Origin of the sequence: Microbulbifer echini, assembly GCF_041447225.1 — a bacterium.
In the GTDB taxonomy this organism is placed as follows: Bacteria; Pseudomonadota; Gammaproteobacteria; order Pseudomonadales; family Cellvibrionaceae; genus Microbulbifer; species Microbulbifer echini.
On record NZ_JBGMEL010000002.1, the window covers coordinates 117,012 to 133,374 of the forward strand.

Sequence of the window (16,363 nt, forward strand, 5' to 3'; positions counted from 1 at the left end):
CGTGAACGAAGTACAGTTCGAGCAGCTGTTTGGTTATCAAAGTGACCAGGCCATAGTCAGCCATACAGACCGTGGAAAGATTTCCTTTGTACAATTCAAATACGAATTGGCGTTTGTTGCAAATGAGTTAAAGAAAACCATAGTCAAAACAGGGGTTACGAAAGTTGCTCTATTCTGTGAAGACAGTTACGAATTTAGCCTGTTATTTTTCGCTGCACTATCCTGTACGCAAAGTGTTGTTATACCCGCGAACAATAAACGATTTACGCAACAAAGTTTTGGCAAAGAAACTCTGCTTCTAGGTGATTGGGCGAATAAGTCGGCATTTAGTGTTGATATACCAGGTGAATATGAAGAAGATATTTTACCTCCCGACTACTTTACTGCCGAAATCCAACTCTTCACATCTGGCACAAGTGGCGAGCCGCAAATCATTGTTAAGACTCTACAGCAATTGTTGAATGAGATAATAACGCATGACAAAAAATGGCCATCTCGAATAGCTAATATAACTATATTAGCAACGGTGAGTCACCAGCATATTTATGGCCTATTGTTTAAATTACTGTGGCCTGTGGTAAGTGGCTGGCCTTTTGTTAGTAAGACCTATGTTGATATTGTGGGGTTACTTAAAGATGCCTCCAAATGGAGTCCATCCGTATGGATCGCCAGTCCTGCGCAATTAAGTCGCCGTATTTCTTCTTGGCCTTGGGAGCTCGGTAAGTCCTTAACGAGAATTTTTTCTTCTGGTGGTCCCTTACAGGAATCAGATGCAAAAGCTATTTATGATTTATGTGGGGTAGAGCCTATAGAGGTTTATGGTAGTACCGAAACTGGAGGAATTGCCTGGCGAAATCAGCTAAGGGGAAAGCAATGGAATCCATTGGAAGGTGTAAAGGTTACTGAGGCCAGAGGTGGACTACTCCAAGTTTTTTCTCCTTGGTTGCCCCGGGGATTTATTTGTCAGGATAGGGTAAAAATTTATGAAGATGGCTCTTTTGATCTACAAGGTCGGGCTGATCGTATCGTTAAACTTGAAGAGAAAAGAATATCTCTAACACAAATCGAATCCCTTTTAATGAAGGATTCTTATATAGTTACAGCCCATGCCCTTACAGTAGAACGAAAGCGTAAGGCAATTGCGATAGTCGCCACACTAACAGAATCTGGGAATAAAATCCTGGAAAATAAAGGAAAATCTTTTCTGGTCCGCCAGTTGAGAGAGAGTCTTTCCAGAGATCTGGATGGTGTTGCCTTGCCCCGTTTCTGGCGTTTTGTGAATGAAATCCCAACCAATACCCAGGGGAAAATAACAAGAGATCTGCTAATGCAACTTTTTGATGTAATGCCAGCAGCAATGGCTCCACAGATTATTAGCAGTGAGTTTATAGATAGTAATGGAAAGGTTGAATTCACCGTTAATAGCGATCTTCCCTGCTTAACTGGACATTTTGATGCTTCTCCAGTGGTTCCGGGTGTAGTTCAGTTAGATTGGGCTATGCATTTTGGCCGTCCTCTACTAAAGGCCGGCAGTGCTTTTTCCCATATGGAAGTGATTAAGTTTAAGCAATTAATGATGCCGGGTGACAGTGTCATCCTAGCCCTGGAATTCAATCAAGAAAAAAATAGATTAACTTATTCTTTCCGAAGCGTTAATGATAGCGGAATAGAATATAGCAGTGGTAGGTTGTGTTTCGGCCATGTCTAAATTTTGTTTTGTAATACCTGTTTACAATCACGAAGGCGCGATTGCAGAAACTCTTGCATCTCTGGATGAATTTAATCTGCCATACATATTGATTGATGATGGCTGTGATGAGCCCTGCCGCAAGGAATTACAACGCCTTGAGCAAAGCTACAGACCCCAAGTTCACCTGGAGATACGCAATGATAACGGAGGAAAAGGCGCAGCTGTGAAGCACGGTTTACGAGTTGCGAGAAAACTTGGATATAGCCATGCAATACAAGTCGATGCCGATGGTCAGCATAGTCCGGCTGATATACCGCAATTTCTCGATCGGAGTAGACAATTTCCTAAGGCTCTGATTAGTGGATATCCTCTATATGACAAATCTGTGCCCAGAATACGTCTGTGGGGGCGTTACCTAACCCATGTTTGGATATGGATTAATACTCTTTCTTTGGATATTAAAGATTCCATGTGCGGATTGCGTTGCTATCCGTTATCCCGAACCGTTGACCTACTAGATAAAGAGTATACCGGTGATCGAATGGATTTTGATCCAGAGGTCATTGTGCGTTGGTATTGGAATAAAGGGGAATTTCATCAAGTGCCGGTTAAAGTGAGTTATCCGAAAGATGGTATTTCCCATTTTCGGGGGTTCGAGGACAACTTGCTGATATCCGCGATGCACACACGTTTATTTTTTGGCATGGTAGCTCGTGCCTTACGCATCTCGAGAATGGGACCTAAAGCGTGAGTAACTTACATTGGTCCAAATATCGGGAACAGGGATTCTTCCTGGGCATACGGTTTTTATTTTGGTTACATCATAGGCTGGGACCAATTGCCTTTAAACTCGCAGTATATCCGGTTGTGCTGTGTTACTACCTAAAGAATCACAGTGGAAGGAACTCAATTAAAGAGTATCTGCAGTTGTTCTCTAGGCGTTATCCGAATAGTGGTATAGAACCGAACTGGAAGACTGGATTCAGAATTTTTCTTAATTTTGCAAATAGTGCCAGGGAAAAACTGGAAGCCTGGTTTGTGGGCATTCCCGATAGCCAGGTTAATTTTCCAAAAAGGTCGGGTCTCCACCAGTTGGCTGCGAGTGGCCAGGGGGGAGTAATTATTGGATCGCACCTTGGAAATTTGGAGGTTTGTCGGGCACTAGGCAGCATGACAAAAGTGCGAGTGAATGTATTGGTGCATACAAAACACGCCGTGAAATTTAACCGCATGATGAAGATGCTCAATCCACTGAGCCAGATAAGGCTAATACAGGTGACTGAAGTATCTCCGGCATTGGCCATGCAACTTTCCAAAGCGGTTGAGGCGGGGGAACTTATCGTTATTGTCGGGGATAGAACGCCGATTAATTCGCTAGGACGTACCTGTGAAGCAGAATTTTTGGGACGCAAGGCACCTTTTCCGCAGGGGCCCTATATTCTTGCCGCTCTACTCAAGTGTCCGGTTTATACACTTTTCTGTCTGCGCAGCTTCTCCGGTTACGATATCTATATGGAAAAACTTTGTGATCGCGTTGTTATGAAACGTGGCGATAGAGAAGGGCATATCCGTTCTCTCATAGAAGAGTTTTCGAGAAGGTTGGAACGCTATTGTCATATAGCACCTCTGCAATGGTATAACTTTTACCCGTTCTGGGATCAGCAAAAATGAATTCAGCAGTACTACAACGCACCCAAATAGTCTTTGATGGGACAGATTTATCCATTGATCAGGTAAACACCATTGCAGCTGGTCGTGGCGATATCTCTTTATCAGATGAAGAGAGTTTTGTTGCGAGGATAAATCGGGGTGCTGAGTTTCTAGATAGCCTTTGGCAACAGGAAGGTGTGATCTATGGAGTAACGACCGGATATGGCGACTCCTGTACCGAAAGTATTCCTGTGGATCTGGTGGAAGAGCTACCTCACCATTTATTCACTTTCCATGGATGTGGAATGGGAGAGGTCTTTACTCTTGAGCAGAGTAGGGCGATTGTCGCAGCCAGGATTGCCAGTCTTGCGAGAGGCAATTCAGGCGTTCGTTATCGATTATTACAGCAACTGGTTCTGTTACTTCAAAAAGATGTTATTCCTGTGATTCCACAGGAGGGCTCAGTTGGTGCCAGTGGTGATTTGACCCCACTATCCTATGTTGCAGCGGTTTTATGTGGTGAACGTAAAGTCTGGTATCGTGGCGACCAGAGAGATGTTGCTGAAGTATTTGATCAATTACAGATTGAGCCGTTAAAGCTACGCCCTAAAGAAGGCTTAGCGATAATGAATGGCACCGCCGCAATGACTGGATTGGCGTGCTTAGCCTATAAGCGAGCTGAATATCTGGCCAAGTTAAGTGCCCGTATTACCGCCATGATGAGTGTTGCCTTAGATGGTAATGCCTACCATTTTGATAGCACTCTTTTTGCTGTGAAGCCTCATCCAGGTCAAAACCAAGTTGCAAAGTGGATCCATGATGACCTGAATGTAGGGGCGGCTCCAAGACAAAATAGCCGCTTACAGGACCGGTATTCGTTACGATGTGCCCCCCATGTGGTCGGTGTGTTACAGGATTCATTACCATGGTTACGGCAGTTTATTCACAATGAATTAAACAGTGCCAATGATAACCCGATTATTGATGGTGAAAATGAGCGAGTACTTCACGGTGGGCATTTCTATGGTGGACATATTGCTTTCGCCATGGATAGCTTGAAGAATGCTGTAGCAAACCTTTCTGATCTGCTTGACCGACAAATAGCCCAACTAGTCGACATAAAATTTAATAATGGACTACCGGCTAATTTATCAGGTGCTGTGGACTCTCGCCGGCCGATCAACCATGGCTTTAAGGCCGTTCAAATTGGTGCGAGTGCTTGGACTGCTGAAGCATTGAAGCAAACCATGCCTGCGAGTGTCTTTTCCAGATCTACTGAGTGCCACAATCAGGACAAGGTTAGCATGGGCACTATCGCTGCTAGAGACTGTATAAGGGTATTGCAGTTAACGGAACAGACAACCGCGGCAGCTCTGCTGGTGGCGTGGCAGGGCATACAACTACGGGTCCGTGTCAGCGCCCTGGATTTGGAAAAACTGTCCACGGGCCTTAATACCACGATTACGCAGATAGCCGATGAATTTTCTTTCCTAAAAGAAGATAGAGAGCTTGAACAGTCTCTAAGAAAATTCGTTTCCCTGATTCAACAAAGACACTGGCGCTTGTATGAAACCTAATAAATCTGTACGTCCCGAAAATTGGTCGGCGCAAGTTCAATTACAAATTCCATTTCATGATGTGGATATGATGGAGGTGGCTTGGCATGGCCATTATACAAAGTACTTTGAAATAGCCAGATGTGCTTTGCTAGACCAGCTGGACTACAACTATTCGCAGATGAAAGATTCAGGTTATGCTTGGCCAGTGATTGATTTGCGCGTGCGTTATGCGAAGCCTCTGCAGTTTCAGCAGTGGATTATTGTTCGTGCGGAAGTTTCTGAATACGAAAATCGATTCAAGATCAATTATACAATAACGGATAGAGATACCGGTGTGCGCTTGACAAAAGGCTACACCGTGCAGGTGGCTGTTGAAATAATAAATACCGAGATGCTATTTGCGTCCCCTCCAATTCTTTTGGAAAAGCTGGGAGTGAAATAGTGCAAGCAGTCTATCGTTTAATTATATCCATCATCGCTTTTCTATCTTCCACAGTAGCCTTTCCTTTGACTTCGGAGCAACAGAAAGTTATTGAAGAGATAGAAAAAGACGTGATTTCATCGCCGCAAATGCTCGGTACCTTCTCTCAAAAGAAAACACTGTCACAATTGCCCAGGCCACTGGTTTCTTCAGGTGTTTTAGCTATTTCCGAAAGCCTAGGATTGAGTTGGAGAATTGAGAGCCCTATAGAATCACACCGAATATTCAAAATTGATAATAGTGAGTCGGAACATCGCTCGTCAAATGGTATTATCGAGAACTTGATTGCTGATTCACTTCTACAGATTATAAATGGTGATTTTTCTAAATTGGGACGGACTTATATTTTGAGTCCATATTTCGAACAAGAGCAATGGCGAATTAAGCTTACACCTAAACAAAATTCTTTTAGGCGTATAATTGAATCAATAGAAATTGCGGGCGATCAAAAAATTCGAAAAATAATACTGTCTGAAGCCAATATGTCTTTAACTGAAATTGATATTGTCGATTTGCAGCCGGTTAACCCAGATAACAGACAATTATTGAATGAATTCGCTGAAGATAAGCAGAAATAGTTATATGTCACTTAGAGTAACTATTTGGTTTTTCTTTGTTAGTGCACTTATGGTTCTTACCGTATTGCGCTATCAGCCAGGCTGGCTTCAAACAGATATTTTACTGTTAGCTGAAAGTGGCAGCGATTCGGTGAGTAGTGCGAATATTCAAAAGAAAGTCAGCCAGCAATTACAAAGCAGCATAATTTGGATTTTGGTTTCCGATAAGAGTAAAGAACAAAGTCTTGCCAGATACACCCAAGAACTGGCAAATAAACTAAGTGCCAGTAAAGCCTTGGTTTCAGTTGAATACCGCTGGGCGAATTCTGACAAGTATAAAGAAGAGTGGGAACTGCTTTTTCCTCTGCGTCAGCAGCTGCTCAGTCCCGGTGATAGGAAGCTTTTATACCATTGGCCAGAAGAAATCCTACAGCGCCAGTTGAGTCGGTTATACGGCCCTGATGGTGCGGGTATAAATCTGACGAATGATCCTTTTTCAACCTTTAGCAATTATTTTACGTCTGATTTAGAGGTTACTCCGCAAGTTTTTGATGGTATTCCAGTTCATACAGAGGAAAAACGAGCTTTTACCTTGCTGTATGCTGTTGCTGCTCCGGTGAATTTGGCAGGGAATAGCGAGACTTCACTTCATTCTTTACAGCAAGAATTAAAACTTTGGGCAAAACAAAATGGATATTCATTGTTTGTAGCCGGAGCTCCCTTACACACGGAATATGCCGCAGCTTTAGCACAGAAGGAAATACGCCTGATTGGTTCACTTTCAGTTGTTGCCATCTGCCTTTTGTGTATTTTGGTATTCCGATCACTAAAACCCCTTATTGCATCATCATTTGCAATTTTCTGTGGTGTAGTCAGTGGAGTCTCTGGCGCTATTATAATTCTTGGACAGATTCATATACTGGCTTTTGTATTTGGCACAACGGTTTCTGGGCTGGCAATCGACTATGCCTTTCACTTTATCTGTAATAGGTTAAGGGCAGGGAAACCAAAAGATAAGGATATAATGCCAGGCCTTTTATTAGGTCTAATATCAAGTTGTTTGGCTTTTTTCTCACTTGCGTTAACCCCTTTTCCACTACTACAACAGATAGGTGTTTTTGTTGGTTGTGGATTGATCGGTGCTTGGTTGACCGTAATCCTACTCTTTCCTCAATGGATAAGAGTAACTCCTAGAGCTTTATCTTATTTTACTCGACTACCAAATATTGATATCAGGTATTATTTTATTTTATTGGTGGGATTGTTTCTTTTGGGAGCTACAGCCCTCCTGAAGATACAATTTAACGATGATCTGAAACTTTTTTACCAACCACCTGAATTTCTTGAGCAAGATGAAAAACAGCTCAATGCGTTGATAAAATCACGACCCGACTCACGCTACTTCCTAGTTTTTGGAGAAGACGAACAACAGGTGCTTACTCGTGAATGGCACTTGCGAAGTAAACTGATTAATTTGGTAGAGCGCCAGTCTATAAGTGGCTTCCAAGGCGTAACCAACAGAGTACCTCCAAAAGAAGTTCAGATGTCTGACTGGAATCTATTATCAAATTTTTATGCGGGAGAGCTCGCCCGATCTTTTTATCAGCAACTAGGCTATTCAGCAAAGGAAATAGATCAGTTGCTGGCTTCAAAAAATCAACCATTTTATACTCTGAAATTCTCCGACTGGTTATCTGTCGCCGGGCGACAGTACCGGGGACTATGGTTAGGTTGTGAAAATAACAACTGTTACTCTGTAGTTCGTGTTTACGGTATAAAGAAAGATATATCGAAACTGGAATTAATGCCTGGCGTTATCTATGTTGATACGAGCAAACGTTTTTCTAAAATTATGGCGCAACAGCGTGACCAGTTATTACAGTTGTTGCCATTGATATTTATTGTTGTTTTTTTTGTGACTTTGATAAAAGTAGGAATAAAACGGGCAGTTAGTATTGTTGCACTTCCTTCCGGTGCAGTGTTGGGCACTCTAGCAATAATTATTTTACAGGGGGCAGCTATCAATTTATTTCATGTTGCTGCCCTTTTACTTGTATTTGGTATAGGCATTGATTATGCGATATTCAGCCATACAAGCCAGAAAGAAGAGCAACATTATACTTTGATAGCCATTGCTATGGCAGGGCTAACAACCCTTCTAGGTTTTGGGCTACTAGCGTTATCGGCCACACCGGCCATTGCAAATTTTGGGTTAGTTTTGGCTGTAGGTACAATATTAACTTTATTGTTGGCATTTTTATTTTTTTGTACACGGGGTAAAGGGTATTAGCCAATGAAGGAAGTCAAATCAGATGTTGTCATTATTGGTGCTGGACCTGCCGGAGCAGTCGCTGGTGCATTGTTGGCTAAAAAAGGTTGGAGAGTTTCAATTGTTGAGCGAGAGGAATTTCCCCGCTTCTCTATCGGCGAGAGCCTACTGGCACAATGTATGGAATCTCTAGAGAAAGCAGATATGCTGGAAGCCGTAAAATCTGCAGGTTTCCAATTTAAAAATGGCGCTGCGTTTGAATGGGATGGTGCTCGCACTGCATTTGATTTTCGTGAGAAATTTACTCCAGGGTGTGGTACTGCTTTCCAGGTACCGCGGGCAAAGTTTGACAAAATTCTGGCCGATGAAGCCGAGCGACAAGGCGTAAAGGTTTACTATCGCCATTCTATTGTGTCAGCTGATCTTAGTGAAAATGATGTAAAATTGATTGTAGAACACAAGGGTGAAAACCTAGCCTTCCATGCTCGTTTTGTATTGGATGCGAGTGGTTTTGGAAGAGTCCTTCCCAGATTACTTGACCTTAATCGCCCTTCTGAATTCCCTTTACGGGAGTCAGTGTTTACACATGTTGAAGACAATATCGTCGATAGTAATTTTGATCGGGATAAAATCCTTATCACGGTGCATCCTAGCGAGCGAGATATTTGGTACTGGTTGATTCCTTTTACCGATGGCCGAGCTTCTATAGGTGTTGTAGGTGAGAAAGAAAAGATCGCGGTTTGGGGAGAGGAGCCGGAACAGGTCTTGAAAGGCGCCATTGCTTCTGCGCCGGCATTAGAAAAAACTTTATGTAATGCAAAATTTGATACCAACATTCAACGTATTCGTGGATATTCAAGCGATGTTACTAAGCTGGCCGGTCCAGGCTTTGCTCTTTTAGGAAATGCTGGAGAGTTCCTGGATCCGGTATTTTCATCGGGCGTTACCATTGCAATGAAATCCTCAGAGCTGGCTACTGAATGTCTGCATCGACAGCTCTCTGGTGAGACGGTTGATTGGGATAAAGAGTTTGTTGAGCCTTTGAAACTCGGTGTGGAAGTTTTTAAAACTTACGTAAAGGCCTGGTATGACGGCCGTTTTCAGGATGTGATTTTTTACCAGACTGATCAGAAAGAAATAAAGAGCATGATTTGCTCAATCTTAGCTGGCTATGCATGGGACAAAAAAAATCCGTTTGTTGCAGCTGCTGAGCGAAGGCTAAATACACTGGTAGAAATATGTACCGCTGGATAATACTTTTTTTTAGCTTTCTTGCCCAAGTGGGGTGTATGTCCCCCCAATTGGAAAAAGTTGAGCCAAAAAGTAGGCCTTTGGCCTCTTTGTTAGCTGAAAGTCCGCGCCAGCTGAATCAGCACCTGCGCATTAACTATCAAAATACTGAATATGAGGTGATAGCAGCTTCCCTGCTTTCTGCCGAGAGTCTAAAGATCTCTCTGCTAAGTCCAGAAGGCATTAGCTTATTGGATGTTGCCTATGATGGTAATGAGGTCAGTACCCGCTATTACATTGATAAAGCCGCCAATCTGCCGCCAGAAAAATTGCTCGCAGACATTCAGTTTGTCTACTGGCCGATTACCCAGCTGCGTGAACAGTTGCCTATTGACTGGGAGTTGGAGGAATCCATGGTAGGGGAAGTTTATACTCGTCGGCTTTCTCAAAATGGCGAAGTGAGTTCAGAGGTGCGCTACAGTAGTAAAGATATTTGGGAGGCCCAAATTGAGCTGGAACATAAGCAATTTGGTTACAGGTTAAGTATTAGGAATTTCTAAGTATGACAAATTTCTATCTTAATCATATGGGTATCCTATGTACTCTAGGAGATACTGTTGAGTCGGTAGCAAAATCTTTATTTACCGGTGATAGTTCAGGTATGCAGCCGAACGAGATCCAGCTACCAAAATACCGGGGTAACTTGGGTATTGTACAGGCTGATCTGCCAGATCTACCGGATTCACTGCAATTTTATCACTGCCGAAATAACCAGCTGGCCATGGTCGCACTCGCTCAAATTGAAGCAGACATCAGTGATTTGAAAAAAAGATATGGTGCAAGTCGGATCGGGGTGGTGATGGGAACATCAACTTCCGGGATCGATTCTGGTGAGTCTTACCTTAGAGGTCATAAAGACAGGGGGTACAATTACCGGCTTCAGCAACAAATGGCAGGCTTAAGTGGTTTTGTTGCGAAGTACCTAGGAATTCAAGGGGTACAACTCACGGTCTCCACCGCGTGTTCATCCAGTGCCAATGCACTGGCTAGTGCCCGACGGCTTCTTTCTACTGATATCTGTGATGCCGTCGTAGTTGGTGGTGTGGATTCACTCTGTGGTATGACAATCCGGGGTTTCCACAGTCTGGGAGCACTCAGCGCCGGCCAATCCAATCCCTTTAGTGTTAATCGAGATGGTATTAATCTTGGGGAAGCTGGCGTGGTTTTTGTGATGAGCAAAGAGCCTGGCCCTGTAGTTTTATCCGGTGTTGCCGCCACCTCCGATGCACATCATATGTCGGCACCGGACCCACAAGGGAGCGGTGCTGAAGCCTGTATGCGTGGGGCACTAGAGAATGCTGGTTTAGATACCGCTGATATCGATTACCTGAATCTTCATGGAACGGGTACACGGCACAACGATTCGATGGAGGCTCTGGCAGTTGATAGGGTGTTTGGTAAAGAGCTGCCCTGTTCTTCTACGAAACCCTTAACTGGGCATACGTTGGGTGCTGCTGGTGCTCTGGAGGCTGTGTTTTGTTGGCTCGCACTACAATATGATCAGCTTCCCCCGCATAAATATGATGGGCACTATGATCCGGAAATTATGCGGTTAAATTTAATTCAGAATACTAAAAGCCCTAATAAATTACGCTATGTAATGAGTAATTCTTTTGCTTTTGGTGGGAGTAACTGCTCGGTAATTCTGGGCAGCCAGAGGTGAGATAGATGCATAAGTATACCGCTGAAGAGCTGGTCCCACACAGTGGAAGGATGTCGCTTCTCGATGAAGTAATTTCTGTCGGTGAGGAACAGCTAAAGGCTAAATTGCGGGTTCGCGACGATGGAATTTTCTCCCGCAATGGCCGTGTTCCCGCCTATGTGGGCATCGAGTATATGGCCCAGTCAATAGCCGCATTTTCCGGCTACCACGCCAAAGAGCGAGGTGAAGAAGTTCGCCTGGGTTTTTTATTGGGTACCCGTAAATTTTTATCTAATGTAGAGAGTTATCGCTGTGGCGAAGAGCTGACGATTGAAGTCTCACGCCTGTTACAAGCTGAAAATGGTATGGCAACATTTGAATGCTCCATAATAGGTTCCTCTATAGAGCAAAGTGCGCGGTTGAATGTTTATCAACCGGACAACGTAGAACAATATTTGAGGGTAAAAAACTAAATGTCAGAGTGGATTTTAGTTACCGGATCAAGCCGTGGTATTGGCCGGGCAATTGCACTTCAGCTGGCTGAAGATGGGTACGATATTGTTTTACATTGCCGCAGTCGACGCGATCAAGCGGAAGAGACTGCAGATGAAATCGCTAAGTTAGGGCGCAACAGCAGAATTCTCCAGTTTGATATTTCCGACCGGAAGCGGGCCAAAAATATCTTGCTGGAAGATGTTGAATCTCACGGCTGTTATTATGGGATTGTGTGCAATGCAGGTGTAACGGCTGATAATGCTTTCCCTGCTATGCCTGCCGAAGATTGGGATTCTGTTGTACACACCAATCTGGATGGTTTTTACAATGTATTACATCCCCTGACGATGCCGATGGTTCGACGCCGTGCACCTGGTCGTATTGTTGTGATGACCTCGGTATCCGGAATCGCAGGAAATCGCGGCCAGGTAAATTACTCGGCCTCCAAAGCTGGACTGATAGGAGCGAGCAAGGCACTTGCATTGGAGCTGGCGAAGCGAAAAATCACAGTGAATTGTGTAGCCCCGGGGCTTATTGATACGGATATGCTCGATGATGACTTGCCGGTTGAAGAAATTTTAAAAATGGTACCTGCTCGCCGAATGGGCAAACCGGAAGAAGTGGCATCAACAGTAGCATTTCTGATGCATGAGCGAGCTGCTTATATTACCCGTCAAGTTATTTCTGTAAATGGTGGTCTCTGCTAATGAAGCGTGTAGTTGTTACAGGAATGGCCGGCATATCTCCTATCGGCCAGGGTTGGGAATCGGTTAGTCAAGCTTTAGTGGGCGGTCTCTCCGGAATTTCTTATATGAACGACTGGGATAAGTATGAGGGGCTTGAAACCCGTCTTGGCGCTCCGGTAAAGTATTTTGAAAAACCGGGCCATTACAATCGGAAGCGTGTTCGCAGCATGGGCCGAGTTTCACTGATGGCGGTTCGGGCTAGTGAAATAGCTCTTGAGGATGCAGGCCTGTTAGATGACCCGATTCTCAAGAGTGGTGCCGTCGGGGTGGCCTATGGATCATCTGCGGGTACTCCTTCTGCTATCGCCGATTTTGGCAATATGCTGATAAATCATCGCACCGATGGCCTAAATGCGACCAGCTATATAAAAATGATGTCCCATACTGCTGCGGTTAATATCGGGGTATTTTTTGGCCTGTGTGGCCGAGTTTATACCACCAGTTCCGCTTGTACTTCTGGAAGTCAGGGAATTGGATATGCCTACGAGGCGATTCGTAATGGTAGCCAAACCATCATGGTTGCCGGCGGTGCAGAGGAATTGTGTGCAACGGAGGCGGCAGTTTTCGACACGCTTTATGCCACCTCAACAAAAAACGATTTCCCCGAAGCTACTCCGCGACCCTTTGATCGAAACCGGGATGGATTGGTTATTGGTGAAGGAGCGGGCACGCTTATTTTGGAAGAATATGAGCATGCCATTGCACGTGGAGCCAGAGTTTATGCTGAAGTCGTTGGCTTTGGAACAAATTCCGATGGTAGTCATGTTACCCAACCACAGTCGGCGACTATGCAAATAGCCTTGGAGCAAGCCATAGCGCAAGCTGGAATTGATACCGGTGAAATTGGCTATGTGAGTGCGCACGGTACTGCTACGGACCGGGGGGATATTGCGGAAAGCCATGCAACCCGCAATGCGTTTAGACGTGCCGTGCCTATCAGTTCACTTAAGAGTTATACAGGCCATACGCTGGGAGCTTGCGGCGCTTTAGAAGCCTGGGCGAGTATCCAGATGATGCGCAGTGGTTGGTTCCATCCCACCATTAATTTGACGGAAGTGGATACTGATTGCGCTGATTTGGATTATATTCAGGATAGCGTAAAAAATATTGATACTGAATATGTGATGAGTAACAACTTTGCTTTTGGTGGAATCAATACCTCTCTGATATTTAAAAGACGTGTTTAATTATACGATGAGAGATTTTTAATTTAGGGATAGTAAATGAAGTGGTTACTGGCTTTAGTTTCGATAATTTTCCTTACTCAGCCGGTTGGTGCTGATGAATTGTTATTGAGTGTTGGTGGTGGACCACAACCTGGTTCGAAACAAAATAATAAAACCTATGGAATAGACTATTCTTTTAAAACCTATGAGAAGAGTTATCGGCAGCATATTGATTTTGGTGTCAGTTACACGGAAGTAATTACTGATGCAAATGAGAATAAACGTATTAAAGCATTTTCCATCTACCCACAATTGAGCCTATATCCTCGAAAAAAAAGCTGGGGGCAACCTTATTTCTTTGTGCGGGCACTTGGTCCCAGTTATATATCCAGTAATCAATTGGGGGATCGCTATCAGGATAATAACTTTTCTTTTCAGGCACAGGTTGGATATGCTGCGCGTATCAACTGGAGAGGAAAGGAAGACTTAGTGTTAATGGTTTCTTGGAAGCACTTTTCTAATGCGAATTTGTTTAGTGATAATGATGGTATAGATATTCCATTCGTTATTAATGTTGGCTTAAGGATCTAACGTTTTTAAAATTCAATAAGCTATTTCCCCAGTAGCTGAGACTGCTGGGGAAATACAGCTCTTTAAATTGAAAGCTGTTTAATAATCGCATCATTTAAGTTTCGAACCCAGCGATTATAGTTTCTGTGAATAGTGTAATATTTTTCATTGTAATCAAGCATGTCACTATCTTTGTAGGTGATACTGTAATTACTTATATTGTAATTAATTTCTGCTTCAGCGTGATGTTTGCGAACATTTATTGACGCGTGTATTTTTCCTGGGGCCACTTCTCGACAAGTCCAATTTCTTTGTATACATCCAGCAATAATTGATTTTTTAACTGAACCCTGGGTTTGGGTTGAACCATCTAGTCGATCAGGAATATTCCTATCTTGAATATTCATAACAGGGTTACTTGTGCAACCTGTCATTATTATGGAAAAAGTCGCTAAAGAGATGGCTTTGATAAAGGTGTTCATTATGATTCCTTATTAATCGGAGATTAAATTGCATGTTTTTTATTCATCCACTTGGCAACGTCATTACCAAGTGTGTGGACGCAACGCTCTAGGATGCTGCAAGAACTTTGAAATTTTGAAAATACTCCCCCCTAGAATTCCTGGCATTTTGAAAACTATCGATTAGTTTTCCATTTTGATAAAGCTCGGCTTCAATTGAAATGGATTTCCGGTGTCCACCAAGCCATGTATTTCCAGAGCTGTGCGCATTTAGGATGCTCAATTTAAGATTATAACCTTCAGAAAGAGGGGTAAATTCTGGATTTGATAATACAGAAAATCCATGTTTATGAAGAAACTTACGGGTGGAGTTGGAAAACTGATATCCTAGGTTTGAGTATTCATTAATTATGTTGGGTGCAATCACTTTTTTATCATGATACTCAGATTTATTATTTATGGTAATCGCTTCGTTTCCCAGGGCTGTTAATGGGATACTAAGGGTAGTACCGATTAATAAAGCTGTAACTCCTCTATTCTTCATATAACCTCTTAGTAAAGAAAGGATGGAAATTTGATAAAAAATCCGTGACTGGCAGGTTTAAATTTCTAGCGTAATTTACCAGATTAATTTGGTCGGGAATAGCGACATTATTGAATTTAATCGCTAATTTCAATGTGGCCAATGATAAATTTCACGGAAGTGGGATTCATAAATTATAATTTTCGGTGCCTCTGATTTACTTATTTCAGATACATCGTACTTCCTACAATACAATTCTAGAGGTTGGGATTTTCTAATACATATGATATCTATTTATCCAATTGTATTACAGAGCTCCATCCACCGCTCAATTCCCGTGCTGCGATATTTTTGTCGGTGTAATGCAAAGTAAAACTCCCTATGGAAATCTCTTTGGGGGACAGGCAATTCAATCAGTGAGCCCCTTTTCAAAGCATCGGCTAGTGAGACTCTAGATAGACAGCTGATTCCAAGGCCGGTCTCAACCGCCCGTTTTATGGCTTCTGTGTGCTGTAGTTCTAAAAGAATATGCAGATTGGGCAGTAAGCCAGTCATTGCCCGTTCAAACGTTTGTCGGGTGCCGGAGCCGGATTCCCGGGTGATCCAGGTGGCTTTGAGCAGGTCGTGATCAGTTAGGCGTTTGCGCTTGGCCAAGGGGTGTGCGGGCGCGCAGAATACGACGAGTTCGTCGCTGCGCCAGGGGATCATTTCCAGGTCGGGGTGATTGAATTCCCCTTCGATCAGTCCCAGATCCAATTCAAAGTTGAGCACCCGTTCGGTGATCGCGGAGGTGTTGGCAACCTCCAGCTCTACGCGCGTGCCGGGCTGCTCTTCCATATAGCGGGCCATCACACTGGCCGCCAGGTAGTTGCCAATGGTCAGGGTGGCGCCAATCTTCAGGCGTCCCAGATCGAGGTGGCTGGCGAGTGTCTGCTCTAGCTCCTCTGCGCGCTCCAGCAGCTGTTCGGCCCTGGGCCAAAGTTGCCGGCCCAATTCGTTGAGGCGCAGGCGCTTGCCGGTGCGCTCGAACAGGCGCAGCTCAAACTGTTGCTCGAACTCCTTGAGGGCGGCGGAGGCGGCGGACTGCGACATACTCAGGCTCTCCGCAGCGCGGCTCACATTCTCGTGATGGGCACAGGCGAGGAACACTTCCAGCTGGCGCAGGGTATAGCGCAAGGGGATATCTCCAGTTGATCGTTAAAATAGATAAGGAATATCGAAATATCCCACTTTGCCAATAGATCTTCCAGGGCTAAAATTCAAC

Annotated in this window: 17 protein-coding genes; 14 read left to right on the forward strand and 3 right to left on the reverse strand. The window is 43.9% G+C overall.

Annotation, left to right across the window (positions count from 1 at the left end; genetic code table 11):
• The first annotated feature begins 1 nt into the window (after nt 1).
• The 14 genes from ACCI51_RS02660 to ACCI51_RS02725 are packed head-to-tail and all read left to right on the forward strand — an operon-like array spanning nt 2 to nt 14,136.
• Entirely contained in the window at nt 2–1,708 is a 1,707-nt protein-coding gene (locus ACCI51_RS02660) for an AMP-binding protein (RefSeq protein ID WP_371842500.1), read from the forward strand.
• Nucleotides 1,701–2,441: a glycosyltransferase family 2 protein gene (locus tag ACCI51_RS02665; protein ID WP_299584906.1), complete on the forward strand. Its 741-nt coding sequence runs from the start codon at nt 1,701–1,703 to the stop codon at nt 2,439–2,441. The genes ACCI51_RS02660 and ACCI51_RS02665 overlap by 8 nt, the downstream gene beginning before the upstream one ends.
• Nucleotides 2,438–3,361 (forward strand): LpxL/LpxP family acyltransferase, encoded by a 924-nt coding sequence (locus ACCI51_RS02670; RefSeq protein ID WP_371842502.1) that lies wholly within the window; start codon nt 2,438–2,440, stop codon nt 3,359–3,361. The genes ACCI51_RS02665 and ACCI51_RS02670 overlap by 4 nt, the downstream gene beginning before the upstream one ends.
• On the forward strand, nt 3,358–4,917 hold the full coding sequence (locus ACCI51_RS02675) for an HAL/PAL/TAL family ammonia-lyase (protein ID WP_299584902.1): 1,560 nt from the start codon (nt 3,358–3,360) through the stop codon (nt 4,915–4,917). Before ACCI51_RS02670 ends, ACCI51_RS02675 begins: the two co-directional genes overlap by 4 nt.
• Entirely contained in the window at nt 4,907–5,341 is a 435-nt protein-coding gene (locus tag ACCI51_RS02680) for an acyl-CoA thioesterase (protein WP_299584900.1), read from the forward strand. Before ACCI51_RS02675 ends, ACCI51_RS02680 begins: the two co-directional genes overlap by 11 nt.
• A complete protein-coding gene (locus ACCI51_RS02685; protein WP_299584898.1) occupies nt 5,341–5,958 on the forward strand; it encodes a LolA family protein in 618 nt (205 codons plus the stop codon). The genes ACCI51_RS02680 and ACCI51_RS02685 overlap by 1 nt, the downstream gene beginning before the upstream one ends.
• A 4-nt stretch (nt 5,959–5,962) precedes the next feature.
• Nucleotides 5,963–8,227 (forward strand): MMPL family transporter, encoded by a 2,265-nt coding sequence (locus ACCI51_RS02690; protein ID WP_371842503.1) that lies wholly within the window; start codon nt 5,963–5,965, stop codon nt 8,225–8,227.
• A 3-nt stretch (nt 8,228–8,230) separates the two neighbouring features.
• Nucleotides 8,231–9,460 carry an NAD(P)/FAD-dependent oxidoreductase gene (locus ACCI51_RS02695; RefSeq protein ID WP_371842504.1) on the forward strand — a complete coding sequence of 410 codons (1,230 nt, stop codon included), beginning with the start codon at nt 8,231–8,233 and terminating at the stop codon, nt 9,458–9,460.
• Between the two features lie 35 nt (nt 9,461–9,495).
• Nucleotides 9,496–9,996 (forward strand): DUF3261 domain-containing protein, encoded by a 501-nt coding sequence (locus ACCI51_RS02700; protein WP_299584892.1) that lies wholly within the window; start codon nt 9,496–9,498, stop codon nt 9,994–9,996.
• 2 nt (nt 9,997–9,998) lie between these two features.
• On the forward strand, nt 9,999–11,159 hold the full coding sequence (locus ACCI51_RS02705; protein WP_299584890.1) for a beta-ketoacyl-[acyl-carrier-protein] synthase family protein: 1,161 nt from the start codon (nt 9,999–10,001) through the stop codon (nt 11,157–11,159).
• Between the two features lie 5 nt (nt 11,160–11,164).
• Complete coding sequence (locus tag ACCI51_RS02710; protein ID WP_371842505.1) at nt 11,165–11,611, forward strand: ApeP family dehydratase; 447 nt, start codon at nt 11,165–11,167, stop codon at nt 11,609–11,611.
• Complete coding sequence (gene fabG, locus ACCI51_RS02715; protein ID WP_299584886.1) at nt 11,612–12,340, forward strand: 3-oxoacyl-ACP reductase FabG; 729 nt, start codon at nt 11,612–11,614, stop codon at nt 12,338–12,340.
• A complete protein-coding gene (locus tag ACCI51_RS02720) occupies nt 12,340–13,566 on the forward strand; it encodes a beta-ketoacyl-ACP synthase (RefSeq protein WP_299584884.1) in 1,227 nt (408 codons plus the stop codon). Before fabG ends, ACCI51_RS02720 begins: the two co-directional genes overlap by 1 nt.
• 36 nt (nt 13,567–13,602) lie before the next feature.
• The gene (locus ACCI51_RS02725) at nt 13,603–14,136 is read left to right on the forward strand and encodes an acyloxyacyl hydrolase (RefSeq protein ID WP_299584883.1); all 534 of its coding nucleotides are present in this window, start codon (nt 13,603–13,605) and stop codon (nt 14,134–14,136) included.
• A gap of 62 nt (nt 14,137–14,198) precedes the next feature.
• On the opposite strand, the gene ACCI51_RS02730 is transcribed toward ACCI51_RS02725, so the two are convergent.
• From ACCI51_RS02730 to ACCI51_RS02740, 3 genes are all read right to left on the reverse strand, one after another.
• Nucleotides 14,199–14,597 carry a hypothetical protein gene (locus ACCI51_RS02730; protein ID WP_299584881.1) on the reverse strand — a complete coding sequence of 133 codons (399 nt, stop codon included), beginning with the start codon at nt 14,595–14,597 and terminating at the stop codon, nt 14,199–14,201.
• Between the two features lie 88 nt (nt 14,598–14,685).
• Nucleotides 14,686–15,120 (reverse strand): hypothetical protein, encoded by a 435-nt coding sequence (locus ACCI51_RS02735; RefSeq protein WP_299584880.1) that lies wholly within the window; start codon nt 15,118–15,120, stop codon nt 14,686–14,688.
• A gap of 273 nt (nt 15,121–15,393) precedes the next feature.
• Complete coding sequence (locus ACCI51_RS02740; protein ID WP_299584879.1) at nt 15,394–16,275, reverse strand: LysR family transcriptional regulator; 882 nt, start codon at nt 16,273–16,275, stop codon at nt 15,394–15,396.
• Between the last annotated feature and the right edge of the window lie 88 nt (nt 16,276–16,363).